General features: G+C 47.4%; 21 protein-coding genes, 1 tRNA gene and 1 other RNA gene. 12 read left to right on the top strand and 11 right to left on the bottom strand.

Going from position 1 to position 23,582, the window contains the following annotated elements; translation table 11 throughout:
* Nucleotides 1–174 precede the first annotated feature (174 nt).
* Nucleotides 175–524, bottom strand: a transfer-messenger RNA (tmRNA) gene (gene ssrA, locus ACIDITHRIX25_RS86285).
* 57 nt (nucleotides 525–581) lie between these two features.
* The gene (gene smpB / locus ACIDITHRIX25_RS86280) at nucleotides 582–1,085 is read right to left on the bottom strand and encodes an SsrA-binding protein SmpB (RefSeq protein ID WP_052605440.1); all 504 of its coding nucleotides are present in this window, start codon (nucleotides 1,083–1,085) and stop codon (nucleotides 582–584) included.
* A gap of 41 nt (nucleotides 1,086–1,126) precedes the next feature.
* On the opposite strand from smpB, the gene ACIDITHRIX25_RS86275 reads away from it, so the two are divergent.
* The 3 genes from ACIDITHRIX25_RS86275 (at nucleotide 1,127) to ACIDITHRIX25_RS86265 (ending at nucleotide 4,325) form a co-directional block, all read left to right on the top strand.
* On the top strand, nucleotides 1,127–1,528 hold the full coding sequence (locus ACIDITHRIX25_RS86275; protein ID WP_213333505.1) for a M67 family metallopeptidase: 402 nt from the start codon (nucleotides 1,127–1,129) through the stop codon (nucleotides 1,526–1,528).
* A 278-nt stretch (nucleotides 1,529–1,806) separates the two neighbouring features.
* On the top strand, nucleotides 1,807–3,273 hold the full coding sequence (locus ACIDITHRIX25_RS86270; RefSeq protein ID WP_201733735.1) for a hypothetical protein: 1,467 nt from the start codon (nucleotides 1,807–1,809) through the stop codon (nucleotides 3,271–3,273).
* Between the two features lie 107 nt (nucleotides 3,274–3,380).
* Complete coding sequence (locus tag ACIDITHRIX25_RS86265; RefSeq protein WP_201733734.1) at nucleotides 3,381–4,325, top strand: hypothetical protein; 945 nt, start codon at nucleotides 3,381–3,383, stop codon at nucleotides 4,323–4,325.
* A 711-nt stretch (nucleotides 4,326–5,036) separates the two neighbouring features.
* On the opposite strand, the gene ACIDITHRIX25_RS86260 is transcribed toward ACIDITHRIX25_RS86265, so the two are convergent.
* A tRNA-Leu gene (locus ACIDITHRIX25_RS86260) sits at nucleotides 5,037–5,118 on the bottom strand.
* Nucleotides 5,119–5,350: 232 nt separating this feature from the next.
* Here ACIDITHRIX25_RS86260 and ACIDITHRIX25_RS86255 point away from each other — a divergent pair.
* From ACIDITHRIX25_RS86255 to ACIDITHRIX25_RS86240, 4 genes are all read left to right on the top strand, one after another.
* Nucleotides 5,351–5,941 carry an ATP-dependent Clp protease proteolytic subunit gene (locus tag ACIDITHRIX25_RS86255; protein WP_052605443.1) on the top strand — a complete coding sequence of 197 codons (591 nt, stop codon included), beginning with the start codon at nucleotides 5,351–5,353 and terminating at the stop codon, nucleotides 5,939–5,941.
* Between the two features lie 49 nt (nucleotides 5,942–5,990).
* Nucleotides 5,991–6,935 carry an ABC transporter permease gene (locus tag ACIDITHRIX25_RS86250; protein ID WP_052605436.1) on the top strand — a complete coding sequence of 315 codons (945 nt, stop codon included), beginning with the start codon at nucleotides 5,991–5,993 and terminating at the stop codon, nucleotides 6,933–6,935.
* Nucleotides 6,936–6,938: 3 nt separating this feature from the next.
* Complete coding sequence (locus ACIDITHRIX25_RS86245) at nucleotides 6,939–8,153, top strand: ABC transporter ATP-binding protein (RefSeq protein WP_052605435.1); 1,215 nt, start codon at nucleotides 6,939–6,941, stop codon at nucleotides 8,151–8,153.
* Nucleotides 8,154–8,648: 495 nt separating this feature from the next.
* Nucleotides 8,649–8,942 (top strand): hypothetical protein, encoded by a 294-nt coding sequence (locus tag ACIDITHRIX25_RS86240; protein ID WP_201733733.1) that lies wholly within the window; start codon nucleotides 8,649–8,651, stop codon nucleotides 8,940–8,942.
* Here ACIDITHRIX25_RS86240 and ACIDITHRIX25_RS86235 read toward each other — a convergent pair.
* Nucleotides 8,923–9,147, bottom strand: coding sequence for a hypothetical protein (locus ACIDITHRIX25_RS86235; RefSeq protein ID WP_201733732.1), 225 nt, complete (start codon nucleotides 9,145–9,147; stop codon nucleotides 8,923–8,925). The genes ACIDITHRIX25_RS86240 and ACIDITHRIX25_RS86235 overlap by 20 nt on opposite strands.
* A 280-nt stretch (nucleotides 9,148–9,427) precedes the next feature.
* Between ACIDITHRIX25_RS86235 and ACIDITHRIX25_RS000000104375 the strand changes: the two genes are divergently transcribed.
* The 3 genes from ACIDITHRIX25_RS000000104375 (at nucleotide 9,428) to ACIDITHRIX25_RS86230 (ending at nucleotide 12,164) form a co-directional block, all read left to right on the top strand.
* Nucleotides 9,428–9,832 (top strand): zinc ribbon domain-containing protein, encoded by a 405-nt coding sequence (locus tag ACIDITHRIX25_RS000000104375; protein ID WP_201733756.1) that lies wholly within the window; start codon nucleotides 9,428–9,430, stop codon nucleotides 9,830–9,832.
* 671 nt (nucleotides 9,833–10,503) lie between these two features.
* Nucleotides 10,504–10,842, top strand: coding sequence for a helix-turn-helix transcriptional regulator (locus tag ACIDITHRIX25_RS000000104370; RefSeq protein WP_052605433.1), 339 nt, complete (start codon nucleotides 10,504–10,506; stop codon nucleotides 10,840–10,842).
* The gene (locus tag ACIDITHRIX25_RS86230) at nucleotides 10,842–12,164 is read left to right on the top strand and encodes a type II toxin-antitoxin system HipA family toxin (protein WP_283770459.1); all 1,323 of its coding nucleotides are present in this window, start codon (nucleotides 10,842–10,844) and stop codon (nucleotides 12,162–12,164) included. The genes ACIDITHRIX25_RS000000104370 and ACIDITHRIX25_RS86230 overlap by 1 nt, the downstream gene beginning before the upstream one ends.
* A gap of 35 nt (nucleotides 12,165–12,199) precedes the next feature.
* On the opposite strand, the gene ACIDITHRIX25_RS86225 is transcribed toward ACIDITHRIX25_RS86230, so the two are convergent.
* The 3 genes from ACIDITHRIX25_RS86225 to ACIDITHRIX25_RS86215 form a co-directional block, all read right to left on the bottom strand.
* Nucleotides 12,200–12,472, bottom strand: coding sequence for a hypothetical protein (locus ACIDITHRIX25_RS86225; RefSeq protein WP_201733730.1), 273 nt, complete (start codon nucleotides 12,470–12,472; stop codon nucleotides 12,200–12,202).
* Nucleotides 12,473–13,417: 945 nt separating this feature from the next.
* Nucleotides 13,418–14,629 (bottom strand): glycosyltransferase family 4 protein, encoded by a 1,212-nt coding sequence (locus tag ACIDITHRIX25_RS86220; protein WP_201733729.1) that lies wholly within the window; start codon nucleotides 14,627–14,629, stop codon nucleotides 13,418–13,420.
* A 359-nt stretch (nucleotides 14,630–14,988) separates the two neighbouring features.
* Nucleotides 14,989–16,038, bottom strand: a complete 1,050-nt coding sequence (locus ACIDITHRIX25_RS86215; RefSeq protein ID WP_052605300.1) for a hypothetical protein — start codon at nucleotides 16,036–16,038, stop codon at nucleotides 14,989–14,991.
* 277 nt (nucleotides 16,039–16,315) lie between these two features.
* On the opposite strand from ACIDITHRIX25_RS86215, the gene ACIDITHRIX25_RS86210 reads away from it, so the two are divergent.
* Nucleotides 16,316–18,472: a SpoIID/LytB domain-containing protein gene (locus tag ACIDITHRIX25_RS86210; RefSeq protein WP_201733728.1), complete on the top strand. Its 2,157-nt coding sequence runs from the start codon at nucleotides 16,316–16,318 to the stop codon at nucleotides 18,470–18,472.
* 9 nt (nucleotides 18,473–18,481) lie between these two features.
* On the opposite strand, the gene dprE2 is transcribed toward ACIDITHRIX25_RS86210, so the two are convergent.
* The 4 genes from dprE2 to ACIDITHRIX25_RS86190 form a co-directional block, all read right to left on the bottom strand.
* Nucleotides 18,482–19,252, bottom strand: coding sequence for a decaprenylphospho-beta-D-erythro-pentofuranosid-2-ulose 2-reductase (gene dprE2, locus ACIDITHRIX25_RS86205; RefSeq protein WP_201733727.1), 771 nt, complete (start codon nucleotides 19,250–19,252; stop codon nucleotides 18,482–18,484).
* A 100-nt stretch (nucleotides 19,253–19,352) separates the two neighbouring features.
* On the bottom strand, nucleotides 19,353–20,702 hold the full coding sequence (dprE1, locus tag ACIDITHRIX25_RS86200; protein ID WP_201733726.1) for an FAD-binding oxidoreductase: 1,350 nt from the start codon (nucleotides 20,700–20,702) through the stop codon (nucleotides 19,353–19,355).
* A 272-nt stretch (nucleotides 20,703–20,974) separates the two neighbouring features.
* Nucleotides 20,975–21,883 (bottom strand): decaprenyl-phosphate phosphoribosyltransferase, encoded by a 909-nt coding sequence (locus ACIDITHRIX25_RS86195; protein WP_201733725.1) that lies wholly within the window; start codon nucleotides 21,881–21,883, stop codon nucleotides 20,975–20,977.
* A 301-nt stretch (nucleotides 21,884–22,184) separates the two neighbouring features.
* A complete protein-coding gene (locus ACIDITHRIX25_RS86190; RefSeq protein WP_052605295.1) occupies nucleotides 22,185–22,820 on the bottom strand; it encodes a LysE family translocator in 636 nt (211 codons plus the stop codon).
* A gap of 197 nt (nucleotides 22,821–23,017) precedes the next feature.
* On the opposite strand from ACIDITHRIX25_RS86190, the gene ACIDITHRIX25_RS86185 reads away from it, so the two are divergent.
* Entirely contained in the window at nucleotides 23,018–23,557 is a 540-nt protein-coding gene (locus ACIDITHRIX25_RS86185) for a GNAT family N-acetyltransferase (RefSeq protein ID WP_160291771.1), read from the top strand.
* Nucleotides 23,558–23,582: the final 25 nt, after the last annotated feature.

Raw genomic sequence — 23,582 nt, 5'->3', positions numbered from 1 at the left:
TCCTAATAGGTTTTTATTGTTGCGATCGGAGATCTATTTTAGTGGATTTCGAATGCAAAATGCATCTGCGCTCTGCGCTCTGCGGTTTGCCGCCGATTGTCGTTTTGTCCGTCTTTGTCTTGGTGTCACCACTAGTTTCAGGTTATATTTTCCTGCAACTAGTGGTGCAACCGATAGTGGAGGTGGCGGGAATTGAACCCGCGTCCTTCAGTTCCTTAGTATGACTTCTCCGAGTGCAGCACCCTGTATTTGTTCGAAATCAAGTTACCGGATGCGTATCACTTGATCCTTATTCTGTTGATTTTTGTCCGGTGATTCCAGAATGATCACCAGCTTACCTCTATTTGATCTCGCCCGATACCATCCCTAAGAGTTCGAAATGGTCGGACGTCGCTGGCTTATTTAGGCAGCGAGAGCGAGCTGAGGCTCGGCGTTTATTTATTTTTCCGGCTCTTTAACGTGGCTCCGGAGACCACGACTCGCTTCCCATACCGCAAACACCAAAGTCGAAGCCTGACACCCCCATGATTGGTAGATTAACTACAAATTAGATGCTAGTCACTTTGTGGCCACAGGGTGCGTCAGCGTCCTTTTCTAAGTGAGACCATCTCTCGCGCCGCATCTCTTTTTGCATCCTTTGCTGCAAGGTCTCGTCGCTTGTCGTAGAGCTTTTTACCCTTAGCTAATCCAATCTTTAATTTTACGTGACCACCGTGAAAGTACATCGAAAGTGGAATTAACGTCAGGGACTTTTGTTGCAACTTTCCTGTGAGCTCATCGATCTCATCTCGATGAGCGAGTAACTTCCTTGGTCTAGTTGGGTCGAATTGACCGAACCCATTTGAATAGTCATATTTGGCGATATTCATCTGGAAGATCCAAAGTTCACCAGTGATGATCCGTCCGAAGGCATCCTGGAGTTGCGCTTTGCCCTCCCTGAGTGACTTTACCTCTGAACCTTTGAGCTCGATCCCGCACTCAAGCTCCTCGAGTATCTCATATTCATGGCGAGCACGTTTGTTTTGTGCGATATTGCGAGTGCCAGCTGATATTCGATCTACAGCAGAGGACTTCTTTTTGCTCATTGGGACACCTTCTTTATCAAAAAGAGCTTAGCCTTTTTGGTGTGCTGAAAATTTCATCTGGCCTTATAAATGGCATAATTGACCATGCGGAGGTTCACTTTCCAATTGAGGTATGTGGACTGATATCTGGGGTCGACGATGATGTCTATGAAGTTTATCGGACGAGAAATGATGCAAATTCCGAAGTCCTATATCAACTGAATCCACTCGACTATTTAAAGGCGGATCGGGATGCGCAAACTAAGGGGTTCGAGATCATCGGAGTGTATCACTCTCATACAAGTTCCGAGGCTTTCCCGTCGCCTACCGATCTCCGTCTGGCACCAGATCCGAATTGGCACTACCTCATCGTATCTCTAAAGATGCAACCTCCCCAGGTGCGTTCATTCAGGATGGTGGACGGGGCTATCATTGAAGAAGATGTGCTTTCTTCCATTATGTAGGATTGTCATTTTGATGTGGCCAGGAGGAGCTATAGGCTCGGTGATTGATGGTCTAAATCCAATGCGATTTCCGGGGCTTAATGGAGTGGCCAAAGGTTTCTGATCTGACTTGTCATTGGTCGGTGTTTAATTTCTTTTCTGTTTTTGGCGCTCTCGGTAAATTATCTATGAGAATCGAGGTCTCTTACTCAGATATGGGTCACGGATAAGAGTAGATATTTAGTTATTCGTCGTTTATGCTAGCGAGGCTAGGTAGTGTCTTTTTAGTGAATCAAAAGATGAGCAAAAAGTCAAACGATAGTCTGATCGTTTTAGGACGCGTACTCCTGGTATTACAGGGCGTCTTGGCTTATTATGTCATCTCTAGGCGGGTGAGCGCCTCTTCTCTGGGGGTTTCTTTCCCAACTTATTATCAAGCATTTTCTTACTTTGCCCAGGGCCATTTTAACTTGGGTCCTAGTTATGGTGGCGCGCCCTTTTTGCGACTGACCGGCGACTTTACATTCTTTGGCCTTTCGGCAATTGGAGTGTTTTTTCGTAGCCCACTCGTACTTGGTGGCTTATATGTCCTTTTGCTTTTTGGGACGAATTTTTTGACGTTGAGCTATTCGGTTGATTTTCTTCGCACCTCGTCAAAGTCTGAGGAGATTTCGCTTAGAAACGAAGCCATCGTTTTAATGCTCGTTTTGATGAACCCGTTTTATTACCTGGCAATTCTGGGTGACTTCAACTTCGAATGGGTATTCGCAATCTTCTTTGCCATTATTCTGCTTCGCCCAGCATCGGCTACAAAACTTCCGCTTCGATCCATAGCCATTCTAGGTAGCTGCTTGACGGGTATATTCGGAGCGATTGTTTTGGCCGTTGTTGGTGTCTCGCGGGCACTTACCCTAGGAATCTCAAATCGTATTGAGGGAGTCGTAGAAGGAGCTGTTGGCGTTGGATGGCTAGTGATCCTGACGATGGGAGGATTTGACGCTGGAATCAACTATTCACATTTTCTTACGACCTATGCACCCTCTTTGGCGGTACTTGGAAATTCGGGATTAGTCCCTGGCATTGGAAGGCTGCTTTCTAGTTGGTCTGGTATAGCCTCAATCTTTAGAGCTAATCTTACTCAAATCTTGTACGTCGCCTCTGCGGGTGGCATGTTAGGTATTTTAGGGTTTTTAGGGCCGATATCTCTGATCTTTACCGTGGTTGGAGCCATGGTGTTCACCAATACCAGCGTGGCCATTGAGCCAGCAATAGGTTATAGCGCCACAATCTTATTTTGCGCCTCGACCGTAAGAGCTGTTCGGGCAATTTCTAAAGTAAATAGGCGGTTACAGTCGCTGGTGATGATCGTAGTTGCAGTTTCAATCGTCGTTTCTTTTGGCTATTTTATACTTACGACCTTATCGAGTCCGGCATTTCCATTGTCAGGGATCGATCGAGCGGCGATGGATCAGGTGGTCCTGAGGATTCCATACCGCGCTCAGGTCATTGGAGATCCAATGTTACTGGGTCGTTTGGCTGACCACCAATATCTCAATTCAGATCTTTCAACAGCACCCATATTGATAAAAGCACCCATCGTCTTTTTTGTATTTACATCTGGGAGCCCTAACTCTCTAACTCTCGGTGTGTCTTCGCCAACCAAGTTTTCCGTGGTTCAGACGCTGGGTGCCAAATTGATTTACCAGACTGGCTCAATATCGTTGTATAAGTGGATTCCTAACCACGTAGTCTCTTTTCAATTTTAATAGATCTTGTTCCTAATAACTTCCTAACAACTTCCTATGAAGATCTTCTCATTAGGTAACGAAATTTAGCCTTGTGATTTCGAGGGGTCTTTTTAGAGGAGGATTTGATGAAGGTAAAAGTTAAAGTTGCTTGGCTTTTGGCGGCATTGGGTGCTGCGGGGGCGGTGGCTGGCGGTTCTTTTCTACTAAGTACGTCCAATAGTTCGGCTGAGGTAGCAATTTCGGTCCCGCCTTCGAATAAGTTGAAAGTTGGAACTTCGAATGGAGCGGGAGCGACCGGAGGTGCGAAACCAATAGCGAGGGGACAGGCTAATGTGGCGCTGCTTCGAGGGGTGGATCATGCTGACTTTACGGTGGACCCAAAAGGCGCTGGTGTGGTGAATTACGCTTTCGATAAAGGGGTGCTAAATGTGATCAGCCCGACTTCTCTTACTCTGACACGTGCGGATTCGACGAAATTGACTTTGACTTTGACTTCGTCGACCGCCTTTGTAAATACGTCACAAAGTCAGCTGGCCCTAGATCTTTCTGGCTCAATTACTGTGCATGTCGCGGTGATTTCAAGCAATGGCATCGTAGAACGTATCACAGGACCCAAGACAAAGCCAGGTTTATCTTCTGCTTCTGGCCAAGCAACGTCGCAAACTTCAAAGGTTTCCCTGTTGTTGGGTCTTGAACATGCGTCGCTGGAGAGATACAGGAGCGGAACGGGGGTTGTTACTACCGAGGTTGATCGTGGCCGCGTTACGAAGATTTCATCTTCGTCGATAACGATTCAGCATCGTGATTCAACGACGGTTACCTTAGCAATCTCTTCTTCGACCGGATTTGGATCTTCAAGCGAATCCCAAGTTTCAACTTCTCTGGTTGGTAAGACTAAGACCTACGCTACTGTTATTTCGCAAAACGGTATGGCTAGGGAAGTTTTAGTGTTAGGTGGAAAGGGTAGTGTCCATTTTGGCGTTGGCAGTTCTGGTAAAGGTTCCTCTAACAGCACGGGGGCTCAAAATAGTGGACCGTTCGTATCCTCTGGGAATGTAGCCACCACTTGATGTTTGTCTAAGGCAATAGCTTTTTGCCTGTATCTTTGAAATGACGCTCTTTCGGCCACACTCAAAATATTACCCAAATGGGCGCCGACGTCTTCTGAGAGAGTGGTCAGTGAAAGTTAGAGAGACTCCTATTTGTGCTTTATGGGCTTTGGTGAGGCGTTATATCGTAGAAGGTACGGTCTCGACTTCGTTCTCATAGGCCAGAATTTGGGTGTGGCTCAGTTCCTCCTGCTAGCTCTGTTATTAGTTCCCATGAGCCCCTGTTCCCATGAGCCCCTGTTCTCATGAGTAGGGTTTGAATGGTTTATTTGGGTGGTCTGATTTAGTAAGATTTAGGCTCACCCTATCGGGCGATTGAATACGAGGGGCTACAGACTCGGATGACGTAGGAGTCTCAACAGCAGTTTTGGTTTTGAACTGATGTTGATTGGAACCGACGTTTTGACTGCTTACTTTAGGCGTTTGTGGTTACTTTGATAAATTGCAGATCGGTTGTCTTTGCTTTCATGGCCACATGAAATTTTAGTTGGATATTGTAATTTAGGAGAGTTTTGGCTGCGAGCTTGTTTCGTAGCGTAGCCGAAGTCTAACTACCTTGGGGGTGAAGCGTCGATATGTTGGGGAGGGTGGTCTAGCTTGTAGGGCTGATATTTGAAACGATAGGCGTTAGGGAGATTTATATATTGACCATTTTTATATCAATTATCAGTGTGCGGGCGGGGAGACTCGAACTCCCACGCCTCTCGGCACTAGAACCTAAATCTAGCGCGTCTGCCTATTTCGCCACGCCCGCATTGCTAAGTTGCGATCACTTTGTAATTAATGACCGATATTATACAATAGCGCCATCGAGCATTTCGTGATCCCTATTTTGATTGAAGGGTTTAATCTTGTTATTTAAAATCCATCAACCGCTTATTGATAGAACAGGTTACATGAAATTCGGTTTAAATCTTTTACAAACTATTAGCGTGGATGCTATGGCAGATTACATTCAAGGTCTTGGTGGTGGAGTGAGCGGTTTTATGATGGCAGGCGATCCAACACGACTGGAGTCGGGTTCAGATATTTTCCAGCGGTTGTTGGGAGAAAGAATTATCTTTCTTGGCAGTGTTGTAGATCAAGCAATGGCAAATGCGATTTGTGCGCAACTTTTATTACTTGAAGCGGAGGATCCCGAGAAGGATATTGCCCTTTATATCAATTCACCGGGCGGTTCGGTTACCGATGGTCTAGGTATCTACGACACTATGCAGTACATCAATTGTGATGTAGCTACAATATGTGTCGGACTGGCGGCTTCCATGGGGCAGTTTTTGCTTTGCGCGGGAACTCCAGGCAAGCGTTATGCACTTCCTCATTCGCGAATTATGATGCATCAGCCTTCAGCGCAGATGCAAGGCCAAGCGGCTGATATCGCGATTCAGGCAGAGCAAATCGGATACATGAAGAAGATGTTGGCAGAAAGAATTGCGATGCATACGGGTCAGACCCTTGAGACGATTCAAAGGGATTCTGAGCGGGATCGTTGGTTTACAGCAGATGCGGCCAAGGAATACGGCTTTATTGATCAGGTAATCACTCGGTCATCGTCGGCGAAATTTACAACAAAGTAGTATCCAGACTCGAGCGCGTCCAAAAGTAGGCGCAATCTAGGAGAGGGCATTGATCGAACAATTTAGCTCACACGATGAGAAACCTGATGGTGTGGCGATCCGCATGGGGCGTGAGAAACTCCATGTGGTTTCTCCTGATGTTGGCATTGGACAGCGCCTGATAAACCTTTGGGAATATCGGCCATTGCTGTTATCGTTGATTCGCAAAGAGCTTTCAGTCAAGTATAAAAATAGCGTTCTTGGCTTTGTGTGGTCAATGCTCAATCCAGCTTTGACCTTGATTATCTATTATGTGGTTTTCCAGTTAGTCCTTGGTAGCGGAATTCCACAATTTGCAATCTTTTTGCTGTGTGGATTGGTGGTTTGGAACTTCTTTCAAGCCGCACTCATGGGTGCGACCACATCGGTGGTTGGCAATGCTGGAATTGTCAAAAAAGTTTCATTTCCTCGCGAGGTATTGCCGCTAGCATCGGTTGGTTCTGCGCTAGTGTTTTTCTTTTTGCAATCGATTGTTTTGATCATCGCCCTTGTGATTGCTAGAGATGCTCCAGCAATAAGCTTTCTGCCGTTGCTCTTGGTGGCTATTGTCGCATTGGTTATTTTGACTAGCGCAATTGCCATCTTTTTGTCGGCATTGAATGTCTATTATCGTGATACCCAGCACCTAATGGAGATTGTACTTATGGCTTGGTTTTGGGCTACTCCAATTGTGTATCCCTACCATCTGGTAGCAACGCTTCTTGGCCGACACAATATACTTTGGGCGTTTTTTGTCAATCCAATGACTGCGATAATATTGACCTTCCAGCGAACTCTATATGCACAGATATCGCCTCTTGGAGCAAATCATCTCCCGGTGCCAATCTTGCCCGCTAATTCTGAACTTTGGTATGCCGGACAACTTGGAATAGTTGTCGCAGTCTCAGTAGTCCTATTCTTCCTTGCGCTTCGAGTTTTTGGGCGCATGGAAGGTAATTTCGCAGAGGAGTTGTAACTCTTGGCTAATGCTATTGAGATCGATGGTGTGACTAAGATCTTTCGACTTTATTCGGAGAAGTACACATCGCTGAAGGAGCGAGTAATTCACGCCGGTAAAAATCCATATCAGGAGTTTTACGCACTTAGGGATGTCACCTTCAATATCGAGGAAGGTTCGACAGTTGGCCTGCTAGGGCACAATGGTTCCGGAAAGTCAACCCTACTCAAGACTATGGCTGGCATCTTGCAGCCCACCAAGGGTGAGATCAGGATTAAGGGTCGGGTCTCAGCGATGTTAGAGATTGGAGCTGGCTTTCATCAAGAACTTACAGGGCGTGACAATATTTTCCTCTCGGCTACCTTGTTAGGCCTTCCGGTCAAAGAGGTCGAAGGACGTTTTGATGAGATTGTCGAATTCTCGGAGTTGGGCAAATTTATTGACAATCAGGTGAAGCACTATTCTTCTGGAATGTACGCCCGCTTGGGGTTTGCCGTTGCAGTGAATGTGGATCCCGATGTGCTTTTAGTCGACGAGGTTTTAGCAGTTGGCGATGAGAATTTCCAGAGAAAGTGTATCGAAAGAATAAAGCTTTTTCAGCGAGAGGGGCGAACGATTGTTTTTGTTTCACACTCTCCTGATTTGGTTCGAACTGTTTGTCAATCGGCATACGTCCTGGACCACGGATCATTGATTGGTCGAGGAGAGCCTAGCGAAGCAATTGCCGCCCTTAGAGACTCTCTGGGCCGTGGTGGAGTAGGAGGATCATTAATTGGTGACGAATCTTCAACTGCCCAAATTGATCCTACTGCATTGGTGGTCGAACAGGCGGTCACAGTTACCGCACTTAAGTGCTTTAGCGGTGTAGGCCAAGAGAATGATCACATCTCCCCCCACGACTCGCTGAACGTTCATGTTGCGTATCACACACAGAGACCAATAGGAGATGTGAGTCTGACAATTCAATTTTTGTCCCCTCAAGGAGAGACCATCTTTGCTGGCAATACCAAGGATTTGGATTTGCCGGGATATGACATTGACGGCGACGGAGTCTTTGAACTGTATTTTGAAAGCCTTCCGCTGTTGGATGGTGTATATGGAATTGTCGCCATGATTATAGATGCAAGCGGCACTTTGGTCTCATGGATTGAGGAAAAAGCTGCATTCCAGGTTATGAATCCTTCAAAAGTCTCTGGTCTAGTTGCTCTAACATTTAGGGTAACTAGTTCTTCTTAGGCCGAACGTTAGCTTTAAGTATTTCGATGTACAGACCGGACAAATGGCTTAGCAATCAAGCGGTATTGAGTAAGTTGAATTATCTGAAGTAAGGTCCGATTCTCGCCCAAATTCCAACGTCTATATGGGTAGGTTCTGGTTTTTTGTTACATACCAAGACTCTCATTGACTTGGCAACCTCCATTTAAATCTCCCCAATTGAAACTTAACGTATTGTTTGACATGGTGCGTGGTAGAAGCAGGGTAAGGGCGCATATAACCCTTTGGAAACTTTTATGGACAAGGTTGCGAGACTCATGTCCGTTGAAGGTTCTATTCGCGAAGATGGCTAGGTCCGTGATGAGATCTTGGTCAATCTTTCTCATTTGCCTTCAGTGACGATTGAACTAACGGGAGCGCAATCCCCTTCCGTACCCCTTCCGGTAAGGGAGGGGTCAAGCGACCCCATCCTTTCTTGGTCTCCCTGATTTACCTCTTGGGAGTTTCTGGTTTTCTATGTACTTTCTCACCGTACTTTCTCACCGTACTACTTCACTTTCTCTAATGGTGCTCCACCACAAGACACTACAGACTATGAGGGTGACCAAAAGTGGTTCCCCCACAAAGCATTTCGGACTCCATATCCCTTATGAGACGGTGCGTGAAGCCTCTAGTGGAGATGCCACCACCGCTATAGACGAGAAAATCATCAACCCTATGGCACTAGTCACTTGGGTAGATGACAAAACCATCGATGTGACAATCATTAATGGTCGCGAAGCCCGAGCTATCAAGCGCCAAAGAAACTAAGGTCATAGGCAAGCTCCACCACAAGATCAGCCAGCACAAGATCAGCCAGCGCAAGATCAGCCAGCACAAGATCAGCCAGCGCAAGATCAGCCAGCGCAAGATCAGCCAGCGCAAGATCAGCCAGCACAAGATCAGCCAACATAAGATCAGCCAGCGCAAGATCAGCCAACACAAGATCAGCCGGTGCAAACCTGCCCTGGATCAAAGAAGTATATAAGACTGGTAACTGCGAAGAGGAAAGTCAACTCCCTTGACACCTAGGGAAGACAAAATCATCACTTTGTGACTTTGACCATCAGGTGTCCAAAAAGCCGGCCAATCACGTCATTAACCACAACACCGCCACACTCATAGTTGGTGACGTAAGAGGGATAGAAAAACATAGTAAAGCCAAACGATCCATGGGTCGCCACGGTCGCCAGCAACTATCCCAGTGGTCAAGAGGCCCTCAAGAGCAATACCTCAATTAGAAAACTAACTTAGAGATACAACCCCTAAACGAGTCATACTCTAGCCAAACTTGCCCTGCGTGCTTAAGACGCAAGCGACCATCAGGTCGGCACTACCGATGCGAGAGCCCTATCTGTGGGTTCAGCTGTCATCGAGACGCCCTAGGAGCAATAAACATTCTCCAGAAGGCGATATACGCAGAGTGCTCTCCAATTGGACTAGATACAACAATCTTAGTCACGTATCTTCGAGCTGAAAAACATTGGTCACTCAATCAACGCAAGACACACCAAAAGGTGCAGTGCCCTAAGGCCAGAGCCCGAAGTAGTGCCCAGAACCGGGCCTTGTCTGAGATATCTCAGACAGGCAAGCCGAAACTAGCGAACTCATCTACCAGTACCAATTCATTAGCACCAGACCAGTCGGTCCCGGTGGCGTGATGGGAGCGATGTCAGGGAACCCCAACCAAACAGACGAGGCCAGAAGCCCCGTCCGTGAGGGCGGGGAGGTTCAGGGTTAGCCACGCAATGGCGGCAAAGCAAAGACATTCTGAGGAAATACGTGAAGTGGCTTGACTGTCACTGTCTCGAAAGTGCTTCTCACGCGCCCTGTTTCACCGCGCACAGCCTTTATGCGCAAGCCGATTTAAGAGGCAATTGTATAATTGGATCTTTGTCCCTTTTGGATTTTAAGTTCCGCACTTAATGCCAAGTAAGGCAAAGTAGCTGCAGTCTGGGCCCGAAAATACCAGGCGAAATAGTTGATTCCTGAGTTGTGAAATTGTCTTCTAGAGTTGATGTAGTTCGGAGAAGATTATCCGATAAAGTTGTACCTTGGACACGGGGCTAAACGCGCGGGAGCGCTGTTCAAGGTGTTTTGTACAACTCAAAAGGATTCGAAGAGTAGGACGAACTAGGTGGGGGTTCAGGACTATCGGAACGATCACTACTTCTTTGCAGATTGTACCCTTGTAACACAGATAAATCTATGTGTGTTATTTTGATTTCGCTCTAACACATATGTTTCTGGTGGTTAGTACTACCTTTAGATAACTGTATAACATGTACTATTCTATGTATAAAGAGCTAGATCATCACTAATATGGAGGATTATGGTAGTTAATCGTAGTTATCGTACGATCGAGGAGTGGGAGACCCTTGTCGGCGAGCAGGTCAGGGCCATGCGGATCGCGAACGACCTCGATCAGACGCGCCTAGCGGAGTTGGCGAACGTCTCGGTGGGCGCGCTCTCTAATTTGGAGCGTGGCAAAGGGTCGTCGCTTAAGACGGTGGTGGCCGTGGTTCGGGCCCTGGATCGCACAGATTGGATCGAAGCACTGGTTCCGCCCGTGACCGTATCCCCGATCCAGATGCTGCGGGCCAAGCGGAATTCGCCGCGGACGCGTGTCCGGGCGCGCTCGACCGATCCGCAACCGAGTTGGGTCCCCTGATGCCGTACCAGCCGGTCGACGTAATAGAGGTCCGGTGCTGGGGCTCCCGTGTTGGCGCAGTGGCGCTGGACGAACGGTCGGGGTTCTACGTTTTCGAGTACGAGCGAGCTTGGGCGAACAGCGGTGTTGAGCTGGCACCTATGACGATGCCGACCACGGGGCCGGCGCAGTTTTTCCTCTTCCCGACGCTGTCTCCCAACACTTACCATCGACTTCCATCGATGGTAGCCGACTCGTTACCGGACGACTTCGGCAACGCTCTGACGACCGCCTACCTGGCGAATGAGGGTTTGACGGCCGGGCAGATCACCGCGCTGGACCGGCTGGCGTACCTTGGAACGCGTGGGATCGGTGCCCTGGAGTTCCGTCCCTTGCGGGGTCCACGCACTCGCAAGGCGACAGCGATAGAATTGTCTGAACTGGTCGTGGCCGCTCGCATCGCACTCTCTGAGCGGATCACGTCCAAGGACGGGTTGACGGATGCGATCTCGCACCTAATCGCGGTCGGCACCTCTGCCGGCGGTGCGAGGGCTAAGGCTGTCGTGGCGCTCAATTCCGAGACGGGAGAGTTGAGGTCGGGTCAGGTTCCTGCCGATCCCGGCTTCGAGCAGTGGATCTTGAAGCTGGACGGCGTCGGTGCCGATCTTGACCTAGGCGCATCCGGCCACTTCGGCCGGATCGAATACGGCTATTACCTCATGGCTACTGTAGCTGGTATTGAAATGATGGAATGCCGCCTGCTGGAAGAGGGCGGACGGGCGCATTTCATGACGCGTCGTTTCGACCGCGTTCCGGGAGGCGAGAAGGTGCATGTGCAAACCCTCTGCGCAATGGCGCACCTGGATTTCCGGCAAATTGGCGCCCACGATTACGCTCAGTTGTTTTTGCACATCGAGCAATTGAGACTTGGACCAGAGGCGCGTGCAGAGGCTTTCCGCAGAATGGTCTTCAACGTCGCCGTTGCCAATTGCGATGACCACACCAAGAACTTCTCGTTCCTGCTGCCCCAAGGCGGTAGGTGGCGTCTGTCCCCAGCCTACGACATCACTTACGCGCACGCTCCGGACAGCCAGTGGACCCGACAGCACTTGATGGCTGTGAACGGTCGTACGACTGGAATCACGCGGTCGGACGTCCGCGATGTTGGCGATCGCTTCGCCGTCCCCGGTGCCTTTGATATCATCGAGCAGGTCCTCGAAGCGGTCTCCAAGTGGTCGACCTTCGCGGACCAAGCCGGAGTGCCCGCGGCGACTGCTGACCACATCTCCCGCGACATTGAGGTCTGGTCGTCGCCGCTGCGCAAACAGGTAGAAAAGCCATAGATGTCAGCTGTTAGGGCAAACTCTAGATAGACCCTTTAGCTATAACCCATTGTCACCATAAGTCCAGCGATGTTTCTCCTTGTTCCTCGGTGATCGTCATAAACAAAGAGTCCCCAATCAAGTTGAATCTGAGCTCCCGGTTTGCTTTCATAGCGAATGGTCGCCTTGGCGTGAGGTTTAATATTTGGTTTGATAGATTTTACGTAATTACGGATCGTCGTTTCTTTAGAGCTATAGCCCAAAGGTTCTATTCGAGAGAGTATCGCTGGAGCACTGATCAATCCGTCTTTGACAAAACCATCAATCATCTCCTTATAGAGGACCTAAGTTTTGATCCCCAAGGGGCTCTAGGTGGTTTAGTTTCGCACATTGCTCCATCACGAACGTACTTAGCTACAGTATTCCTAGATACACCGGCAAGTTTAGATATTTCGTGATAGCTGTGTCCTTGTGATCTTAATTCAATTAAATTCATTAATGTCCTGCCCTTGAAGCATTTGATTGCACCTGGGTGGTTTTGAATGTTCCACAGACAAGTCTTACTGGCGGGGGTGGGTCAATTTAATATTGGCGATCCTGGGTCAATTTAATGTTGCTGGTAACAGTTATAGAAGTTAGTCATGAAAAAAGCGACAAAGTGTGTCACCTTGACCAAATGTCCATAGCTTCATTGGGTCCATGGGTGACATGGCAAGATAGTTAGGCTAGGATCTCAACATTCGGGGAGGTAAAGTTGTCCTAAGGAGCGCTACCTCTCCGGAGATCTTGGGGCGACGTGAATTAATTTAATATCGTCGATGCCAAGACGGATCTCAGCAATTGCTTTAGAACCTTTTTCTAAAATGGGGGAAATCTATTGTGAGTTGCTTCAAATCCTATTCTGGTAGAACCGCTGTACTGCTTCTAAAGAGATTTCATAAAAATGGAACTTCAACCCCTAGTCTCCGCTAAATCGGAAGTGCCCTTCTAGCTGCCGACTGCCAGCTAGAAACTAAAAGAAATGGCCAACACTTAGCTCCAACTTCTCAGTTTCTTGCCGACAGCCTTTTTTTGATCTTTAGGGTAGGTCTTCATTCTTCGGTCTAGGTTCTCGCTCTACATGGTTGATATTCTGTGTAAGGCGGCGCTGTCTCCCCCTACACTTAGGGGTAAAGTAGAACCTTGGATTTTCTGGTCGACAGTTAACCAGATTTCTATTTTTTGGATTGTCGGAAACCTGTTAACCCTTCTTTTTGCTCTGGGTTCGGCTGAACTTAGTTATTAGGTAGTGACGAATCGAGTGCTGACTTGCCTTTCCTTACCGATGTGAGGAATTCGTTATATCGCGCGGTCAGGTTTGGCCATTGGTATTTTTTAGCCACATATTGAGTGCCATTATTAGCTAGTTGGTTCCGCAGTGGAGTATTCGTTAGGAGCAGCGAAAGAGTTGCCTCGAAGTTCTCATATGAGTCGAATGAGAGACCTCCGCCGCTCGCTCTTGCTTGGTTTGTTGTGGGTCCACAGCTTCGATTTACCATAACTGCTTTTTGGTGCGCCCAAGCTTCAATCAATACGATTGAGAATGATTCAAATGGCGACGGTGATATCAGGAGTTCCATGTTGGCTAAAAGAGTATGTTTGGTGGGCTCGTCCACGGAACCTAGGACTTCAATGTCTGGATGTGGATTTGGGAGAATTGAAATAGGTCCGGCGAAGACAAGCTTTAGATCGGATGGATTTCGAGTCTTGTACTCTTTGAATAGGTCGGCCAGCAAGGTGGCTCCTTTTTGCGTGTCAACCCTTCCTAAGCAAAGAAGGTACTTGGAATTGATGATACTTGAGGGAAGCAATGACCTGTCGTCTCTATTCTGACTTGTATTTTCGTACCCCATCCCAAGTATCATTGCCGGTTTTTGTGCCACAGCGAATCTATCTTCAACTATTTGACGTTCGGAAGGTGTGTGATATACCAGCGCGTCAATACTATTGAATACTTCTTTGAAGATAGGAAGATCTAACATTGGTTCGTTATGTGCGGTAGGGTGGAAGATTTTGGGAAGGTTGGTTAGGGTGACACCGGTGACTATCGGGTGATATAAATATGTATAGAAGGCGATTAGGTCTCCGTTGTAAGTCGAAATGGCATCATTTAGTTTCGGGGATACAGGGCCTTGGAGACGGATGACCTCAAGAGATTCTGCAAGCGACATGCTTTTGGGCGCGTTCAGCGCTCGTTTAGTTGCTTGGTAGAAGTTTGGTAGTCTTCGCCCTTCTACCTTATAGCGGTGGACTCTTACCCCATTCAATTCGCAATCGCCAGAAGGGAAGTGGTTATTCCAGGCTTCGATTTCTATTGCGGTTGTTGTCAGTATATCTACCTTATAACCTTGGTGTCTTACTAATGCTTCTGCTAATAGACGCGTGGCGTTTTCCGCACCACCAATTATTTCGCTTCCGTATCGCGGTATTACGAATCCAATGCGCAAATTAGTCACCTTAGGGGAGAGGTCGAATTGATTACTAAGCCATCCTATTACTAGAGTGGCCAACCTGGAACCTAGGTAGATAACCCGTAATTGATACTTTATCAGCGAAGAGAATTCGGCTTACGTCTGTGAATATTTCACCTTAGCTTCTAAATGCCATCTGGCCTTTTTGGCCAGGATGAATAGCAGCGAGCATTAGGTCGACTTCGTTTTGATTGCTTGGGGCTTGAGCAATTTTGAGGCCTTAAATTGCTAGGGCTCAATTTGATGAGGAAATCTGGAAACTCGTGCGACATCTGTTGTTATGGCTTTGTTGAGGATCTTGTGCTCGCCGATGACCATTTTTAGTTGCGGGGCAGTCAGATTGTGGAGCTTTGGGGAAGTGGATCCCGCTTTTGGAAGCGGGATAATGTCCAATTTTGCGAATTCTTTGCTGGCTCATCGATTTGAGTTAGACCATAATAGTTCATCAATTTTACGATTGTATCTGGGTGATATGAATAACGTTGTTCAACCTGAATGTCGAATTCGTTTTTTTCGGATAAATCTATGGCTAGTAGAATGACGTTTCCGTCGTTTGATATTTTCCGGCTAATTAATTCAATGAGCCCGACGATTTTTTTAGGATGGCTACGCCATAATAGGCTATCTATGATCAGTAATGACAACGAGCCGTCGGCGATAGAAGCTAAATGAGTAGCTAAGGGCTGATTGCGAATATAGATGGAGGTTTCCAATCCTTCAATATCTTTTTCTGCGTCGTCTATCAACAGGTATAGATCTAGAGCGCCATTGGTTCTCTCTGCAAATGGCAAGAGACAGGTCGTAGGCGATGCAAGTAAGATCCGACCATGGGCCCTTGAGATTTCGATTTCCAATTGTGTGTCTAGATCGATTGGAAGCTCGTGAGCTTTGATAGCACCGGAGTATCTGACTAATTTCTCGTTGGGGATCGTTTCCGAGTTGAATAGGCTCGAGAGGTTGTTCAACCGTGCGATGAGGCTAACGAGTAGCTCCGTTATCATTTTTGTGAAGTTTTTGAATTGATCCACTAGGTAGAGAATGTACCATGCCATGGATTTTCGAATAAGACGCTTAGCCTTTGTGGCGAGCCAGCTTCCAGATGCAGTTTGAGGGTCGGCATTTACATTGGCGTAGCTGCGGATTATCAACAACGCATCGGTTTCGTCGTTATTATCAGGTAGTTTTTGACCTGAAATCGTCTCGAACGAGGGTCTGAGTCTAATCAACATTGACGGGTCATAATGACCTAGATTTCGTTTTTCGGAAATCAGGGAGTCAATATCTTTTGTGATTTGGTCGTATAGGTGTGCGATATCTACGTCGCTGTAGCTCTTAGCTGCTAATTCAAATTTCGATCTATCATTGTCCTCAAAAATGGCAGCCATCCAGTTGTTGTTTCGCTTCGAATAGGTCCAAGTACCTTGGACTTTACATGGATAATTCTAGCCGTTTTATCCGACGATTTGTAGCCCACCTTAGGTGGCTATGCCCTCTGTATTTGTTGTCGAATTGTGAGATGCATGAATTTTTATGCATATTATCTTCTTGATAATCACTAGAAGTGTTAAGCTTTGCGGATTTTGTGACGAAAGTTGACGTATAAAGCAAATGCTTTAGGGGATTTAATGTTCCGAGCGACAGAATGCAGGAGGCATGGCGCAAATGAATTACCAAGGAGGAAGTTTAAGATATTACAAAAAGCCCTCACGTCTAGCTATGATGAGACGGCCGACTGTAATTGCTACGGCGGCGGTTGCCGGATTGTCACCGGGATCGGTATTTTTTTTAACTCCGATTGCCGCTGGTGCGTCAACGCCACCTTCCAGTGGTTCCTCTATTATTACATTCTCTGGCCATGGCTGGGGTCACGGCAGGGGTGCGGGTCAGTGGGGCCAACTTGGATACGCGCTTCAAGGCGGTTTGAATGCCAATCAGATACTTGCACACTACTACTCAAATACCACTCCATCTGTTGTCCAGAACACTCCCATTCGGGTAATAATTACTGCGAATTCAGGCAATGACATTGTTGTAACAGATTCATCTCCTTTTACGGTTGGGGGGTTCGCCTTTGCGGCCAACGCACAAGCCCGGATGCATTTAAATGCCAATGGAACTTGGGAGATCGATTCGACCACTGCTACGTCGTGTTCGCCAACTACCTCATGGACAGCACTCTCGAGCTCGACTCCGCAGGCTCAAGCGGTCGCGTCTCCAAACACTACGAATTATGCAACCGAGACCACTCAAAATGCCTTGGCGCTTTGTATTGGTGGGGTCCCTTATAACTATCGAGGAACGATAGATGGGGCTAGTTACAATGGCTCGGAGCGAACGATCAACGTCGTCGATGTGGAAGATTACCTAAGGGGTGTGGTCGGTTCAGAGTCTCCGGCTTATTGGGGAACTTTGGGAAATGTTGTCAATACGAATACTCCAGCGGGAAGCCAACCTACTGGAATGTATGCACTAATGGCCCAAGCCATTGAGGCGCGTTCATATGCGCTTTCGAGCCCTAATGAGTTTGGCTACGCAGATATATGTGATAACACATATTGCCAGGTCTACCGTGGGATGGCAGGCGAGAGCAGCTATACAGACACTGCGGTTTCAGCGACTGCGGGTCAAGTGTTGATGTTGAACGGAGCAATCGCTCGTACGGAATTTTCTTCATCTACAGGTGGCTATACGGCAGGTGGAACATTTCCAGCAGTGGTAGATACCTACGATGGGATTTGTACATCTAGTGCCTGTAACACGAATCATTCTTGGAATGCCAATTTGACTATTTCGCAACTTCAGAGCGATTTTCCCACCCTTGGGACCTTGAGTGCTATTACAGTTGACCAGCGCAACGGATATGGCGATTATGGTGGGCGAGTCGTCAACATTACAGTTACTGGATCAAGCGGTAGTCAAACAATGTCGGGCGAACAGTTTTCATGGGACACAGGATTGAGGAGTGATTGGTTTACCTTTTCGGGATCGGGGATTGCCCTTTCGACTAATGGTAGCCTCGCAACCACAACGACAACCCCAACCACAATTCCTCAACCACCTGCTACACCTGGTTACTATGTAGATTCATCTCAAGGTGGGGTTGTGGCATTGGGTTCTGCTTCGGTCTTTGGATCTATGGTTGGAACTAAGCTCAATAAGCCAGTAGTTGGTATGGCGGCAACGCCAGACGGTAAAGGCTACTGGATGGTTGCAGCCGACGGTGGCATCTTTAGCTTCGGCGATGCAGCTTTCTATGGCTCAACTGGAGCAATAAAGCTCAATAAGCCAATAGTCGGCATGTCCTCGACTCCAGATGGTAAAGGCTATTGGTTGGTAGCATCTGATGGTGGCATCTTTACCTTTGGCGACGCAGCTTTCTATGGCTCAACTGGAGCAATGAAGCTCAATAAGCCAATAGTCGGCATGGCCTCGACTCCAGATGGTAAAGGCTATTGGTTGGTAGCATCTGATGGTGGTATCTTTACCTTCGGCGATGCAGCTTTCTATGGCTCGACTGGAGCAATGAATATAACCTCTCCAATAGTCGGCATGGCCTCGACTCCAGATGGTAAAGGCTATTGGTTGGTCTCATCAAATGGATCTATCTATTGCTTTGGAGATGCAGCCAACATGGGTTCTATCGCAAGTAATGGCTATGGGGGAAGTGCTGTCTCAATGGCAGCTGCCCCTCAAGGTGGCTATTACATTTTGAGTTCGAGCGGCAAGATCTACGCCTTTGGCCCAGCTCCAATTATTCAGAACGCCTACGTGAATATAGGAACCATTCCTGGTTCTATCGTCGGCATTGCAGCAATTTGATGATCTAGGTTAGAAGGGGATTTTTCGAGCGAGCGCTCGAGGAAGATGTCGATAGACGCCGATGACCAATCCAATGGCGGACGGGACATAGACGGACGCATTTTGGTGATCTGTCGCCGCAAGCGTGGCTTTGGCAACCTCTTCGGGCGTTGTGGATAGGGGTGCGGCCTTTAGGTGGGAAGTCATCTTGGTTTTTACAAAGCCTGGTCGAACGACTGTGACTTTGACGCCCTTGTCGATGAGGGATTCGCCAAGGGCCATAGCAAATCCATCTAGTCCCGCTTTGGCAGAGCCGTAAATAAAGTTAGAGCGACGAACTCTTATGCCAGCTACAGAGGAGAGTACCACGATCTGTCCGAAGCCTTGTTTGGACATATGGTTAGCAACATTCAAAATTGCTGGTGCTAATTTAGAGAAGTTGATCTCTAGAATTTCCAGTGTTGACGCAGGTGAGTTTTCATCTTCATCCTGGTCGCCCATCGCGCCCGTGGCAAAGATTGCATAATCTATCGTTTCAAGTTCGGTACTTGCAACTTCGAGTAACGCTTGGTATGACTTTTCTGCTACGACGTCGTAAAAGATTACCGAAACCGATACCCCTTCACCTGTTGCGACAGAGGAGATAGCATTTGCAGAGCGTTGCATTGCCTCTAAGTCCCGACCAGCTAATACAAAACGAGTAGTTCCCCGGCGAGCTAATGATTTGGCTATCTCAACTCCAATATCCGAAGATCCTCCAACCAAAAGGACGTTGTCTGGGGTATGCATTGCGTCGAACACTAGGTACCTCTCGAAAATTCCAAGTTTTAAACTCGGATAGTAAATTTAATTCATATGTATTGAATGACGACTATGAACATTCAAATTAGCTGACGATCTTCTAAATCAGGCCAAGCCGCCGTGAAAGGTCGGATTTTATAAGGCCATTTGGATCCAGCTTTGATTTTATCATCGCGAATTTGTCGATTTCGGGGTACATCTTATGAATTGTTGGCCCTGACGCCCTTGAATCTTTGGCAAGATATATCCTGCCTCCGACCCCAAGTACCTCATCGTCTAGTTCATTTAGAAGCGAAGAAAGATTTTCTTGGCCAATTGGTATATCCAGGGCCAATGTCCATCCAGGTCGTGGAAAGGAAAGTAGCCCCTTATTTTCAGCACCAAAGCGCTTCAGGACTGCTAGAAATGAGGCCACTCCGGCAGCTGAGAGTCTCTCAACTATTTTGCGGAGCGTCTCTTCTTGACCATTTGGAACGACAAATTGGTATTGCAGGAAGCCAGAGTTTCCGTAGATGCGATTCCAGCTCCCAACTCCGTCGAGTGGGTGAAAAAATGAGGCCAGTGTTGCTATTTGGTCTTGTCGAAGTTTGGGTGCCTTGCGATACCAAAGTTCGTTAAAGGCTTTTATTGAAACTGTGTTTAGCGTTCCGGTGGGGATCCATTTGGGTGCCTCTAATTTTGTGTTTGCAACGTATTTGAGGGGTTGTTCGGCACGTTTTCCATGTAGTTCATCCAAAATAGCATGGTCGCCCCGAGTAAGGACCGATCTTCCGATGTCGCCACCTTTGGCCATCAGGTCTATCCAAGCGACGCTATAGCGAAATTTGTCGTCGCTTCCCAGCATGACAGCCATCAACTCATCCAAGTTTGTACATCTTCGGGTTTCCATCTTTATGTATGCCGACTCAATAGGAATCATCTCGAAAGTCGCCTTTACGATAATCCCTGTCAGTCCCATTCCTCCGGCGGTTGCCCAAAAGATATCTTCGTCCAAATCTTTATCTATCTGGTGCGTTCCAGTAGGTGTTATTAGTTCGAATTGAGAGACGTGATTGGTGAATGTGCCATCCAAGTGGTGATTTTTTCCATGGATATCTGCAGCTATGGCGCCTCCGACGCTCACATACCTCGTTCCCGGTGTGACCGGTACAAAGTATCCTTTTGGAACATAACTATTGAGGATAGAATTGAGAGAGACGCCACCATGTACGGTGAGGTGGTTCCCCGAGAGCTGCGAATCGTCAATTCGGTCCTCTTGAATGACGACGCGTCCCCCTGCGATTTGAGCGGCATCTCCGTACGCACGTCCCATTCCTCTTGCGATTACGCCGGCTCCATTTGCTTCGGAAAAGATATTTTCTATATCAGTTATCTGCTTGAGGTCGACTACTTCAGAGGTCACCTTTTGAGTTCTTCCCCAACCGTTTAGGAGTTGTCTTTGTGTCTTCATGGCTGCTCCCTGGTAGATCTACCTCGTTGTACGAGGCGACGCTAGAAGCAAACGATCTTTGGCCAAGATGCTCAAATTGCAAATCATTAGTTTGCATTGCATACCAAAGAGCGAATCCTTCTGGTGAATAATTTAGCCTACGGTATCTCTATTTCATCCTGATAGGTGGTTTTGTCTTTTTAGAAATGGAGTTTTGGGAGCTCGAAGACATAACGACGAGGTGTGAGTCGCTTATCTTGGACAAAGCGATCTTTAGTTTGGATCTTTTGTAATCAATGGATGAGTCTTGGATAATAGATACCAATGGCGACCAGGAGAGCCCAGATCGCACCAAATATTTGAAGGCGTCGATCGCCGAGAACGACTTCTTCGGGGCTTCCTGCTAATCCACGATCGGCTTCAAGTGCGTAGATCAAAATTGCGATTACAAATGGAATGCCTGAGAGTTGTACAAATATCTGGCCTGGCCGTGAGGCGAATCCCTCAAAGGTCCACAGGCCATAGCCCGCAATTGCAACGGCTGATGCCATGGATCGTACGTAGTTTAAGTACTCAGAGCTATATTCTCCCAAGACTTTCTTGTGGTCGATTGCGTCATCACCCATTGTCTTTACCTCCGCGTAGCGTTTTCCCGAGACCATAAAGAGAGAGCCAAACGCTGCCACTGTGAGAAACCAGACTGAAAGAGGTAGGTTGGTTGCAAGTCCGCCAGCTATTGCGCGAAGCAAGAAGCCAAATGAAACAATGGAGATATCTAGGACCGGTTCATTCTTTAGCCAGTAGGTGTAGCTGATCGTGATGACAATGTAGGTCAAAATCGCCAGAAAGAATGGGCCGTTAATGGCAAGTGAGATTGCCAAGGAGATGAAAATTATAGCGGTACCAACAAATATCGCAGTCTTTGGGGCTATTGCTCCGGCTGCGATAGGTCGGTTCTTCTTTGTTGGGTGACGACGGTCGCTCTCGACGTCCTTTGCGTCGTTGATCATATATAGGCCAGAGGCACCAAGCGAGAATGTTATGGTGGCAAGAACGGCGAGTGAAAGATAGTGGATCTCGGTTATCTTCCCCGCCGCAGCTGGAGCGGCAAGCAAAAGGCTATTTTTGAGCCATTGTTTTGGCCGAGCCAGAGAGATGAACTGAGCGAGTGTGGAACGCTTTTGATAGGAGTGTTTGGGCACGCTTTAGTCTTTCAATCTTTTGGAAGTTAGTTCGACGATGGTGGTAGGAGTTCTGCTAAAACCAGACCGAATAGAGTTTATGCCGATGCCTTGGACTCCAGCCACCTAGGTCGTGGCAATGTCATAAGGTGACGGCCACGAATACAGCTATATTTTAGGCGAGTCCCCAAGGCGGTGTGTTTGGTTTGGTGATTTGATTGGATCAGGCGCTTTGAGGAACGTGCGCGGTAATGGAGAGAGTTTTGTCCCGTGGTGGTGGTAATAGAGAGACTTAATGGCTATCTATCCTCAATTTTAGGTTCTATTCGGTAGCTAGCCGTATCGCGAATCCAATTAGAACCAGTCCAGTCCCGATTGACAGCCGTGACCTAATCGACCCCTTTGACATCCATTTTGTCAATTTCATCGAGATGGCAATCAATATTGAAAAATAGATCGCGGTGAGGATGGTAAAGACGATTCCCAAGAGTGCGGTAGTAGTTCCGATCTGATATCCAGAGGGCACGAAGCTGGGTAAAAAGGTTATGAAAAAGATTCCAATCTTTGGATTTAGGAGATCGCTCATGAGGCCGTCGCTAAAAGATCTTTTTAGGTGACCCGCCCTATCTTTAGCTCCTCCAATAGAGTATTTCTCATCAATGCCCTCGATATCCTTTCTCCTACTTCGAATTGTTGATATTCCCATCCAGGTTAAATAGATAGCACCGCAGACCCTTAGTGCCATGTATCCATATCTTGAAGCAGCAAGGATCTCCGAAACACCAAAACTGGCCGCTGCTACCCATATCATAAGCCCTACTAGGACGCCGAGGCCAGCTAGAAGTCCACCCTTTTTACCGCCTCTGATTATGTTTTTTACGACCACCATGGTGTCTGGTCCAGGAAGAAGGACGATCAGGATCGCTGTTAGCAGGAAGGATAAGAAATAGGGCCTCATTTAATCTTTATATTAGCGGCCTAATAGGGAGTAATTTATCTTTTTAGATAGGACCATCCACAAATTGTAAATCGAAAGACTTTCCCTAACTGTCTATTAGCACGCCTGGGGATCCATTTTTAGAGCGGTTAATGGTCAAACTTTAGCGATCGTAATCACTAGTCGTCGTCGTATAGCATATTAATGTTATGCACTTTTTGCGTTCTAGACTAGACGACTCTATCGAGGTTGGTATTTTAAGTCCTCGGGATGCCGATGAGATCTTTGCGCTCGTAAATTCTTCGAGGAATTCTTTGAGGAGATTTTTGCCTTGGGTTGATTCGACAAAGTCTCCAGATGACGAGGCAGATTTTTTGCGTCGCGCCCTTGAACTTTATTCTTCAGGTCTGGAGTATCACTTTGGAATTTGGTTTAACGGTTTGATGGCGGGTGGAGCTTCGCTCTCTTTGGATCCACTAAATAACTCCGGAGAGATCGGTTATTTTCTGGGTGACCCTTTCACACGTAGGGGCATAATTACCAAGGTCGTCGCCGAGATGACTTCTTTTGCCTTTGGGCAACTGGGAATTAATCGGTTGGAGATATTCGTGGCAGACAATAATGAGCGCTCTATTGCCGTAGCGAAGCGTTGTGGCTTTTCGCTTGAGTCGCGAGCTGTGCGGGCCATTTTGCTGAATGGTCTTTATCTAGATCGATTGTGCTTTTCAATGCTGGCGAGTGACTATGTCTCAAAATAAACTACGAGCGAGATCTCGATACGAT

The organism is Acidithrix sp. C25, from assembly GCF_904848545.2.
Note: the sequence above shows the minus strand (reverse complement) of the source record. Positions and strands in the feature narration are given on the sequence as shown.